The sequence below is a fragment of the Pseudomonas sp. KB_15 genome (assembly GCF_052114525.1).
Classification (GTDB): domain Bacteria; phylum Pseudomonadota; class Gammaproteobacteria; order Pseudomonadales; family Pseudomonadaceae; genus Aquipseudomonas.
Genome location: NZ_JBFREX010000254.1, coordinates 1 through 420, shown reverse-complemented (window position 1 = coordinate 420; position 420 = coordinate 1). Strand labels below are relative to the sequence as shown.

The following is a 420-nucleotide window of genomic DNA, read 5'->3' as shown; positions in this document are numbered from 1 at the left end:
ATCTCACTGGGACCTTGAGTCCCCTGAAGGGCCGTCGAAGACTACGACGTTGATAGGTTGGGTGTGTAAGCGCTGTGAGGCGTTGAGCTAACCAATACTAATTGCCCGTGAGGCTTGACCATATAACACCCAAGCAATTTGCGAACTCGAGAGAGGCCAGATTGCGGTGTGTGAAGACGCAAGAACCGAAAGTTCGAGATGCTCACAAAACACCCAGCTGTCACATACCCAATTTGCTGAAGCGAGGCCAACTGGTCACGACTCGGTACCCGAATTTCTTGACGACCATAGAGCATTGGAACCACCTGATCCCATCCCGAACTCAGCAGTGAAACGATGCATCGCCGATGGTAGTGTGGGGTTTCCCCATGTGAGAGTAGGTCATCGTCAAGATTAAATTCCGAAACCCCTATCTGCGTA

Annotated in this window: 2 rRNA genes; both read left to right on the top strand. The window is 51.2% G+C overall.

The annotated features are described in order from the left end of the window. Nucleotides 1-122, top strand: a 23S ribosomal RNA gene (locus tag AB4Z35_RS30750); the annotation flags it as partial. A 155-nt stretch (nucleotides 123-277) separates the two neighbouring features. Continuing rightward, nucleotides 278-393, top strand: a 5S ribosomal RNA gene (gene rrf, locus AB4Z35_RS30745). The last annotated feature ends 27 nt before the right edge of the window (nucleotides 394-420 follow it).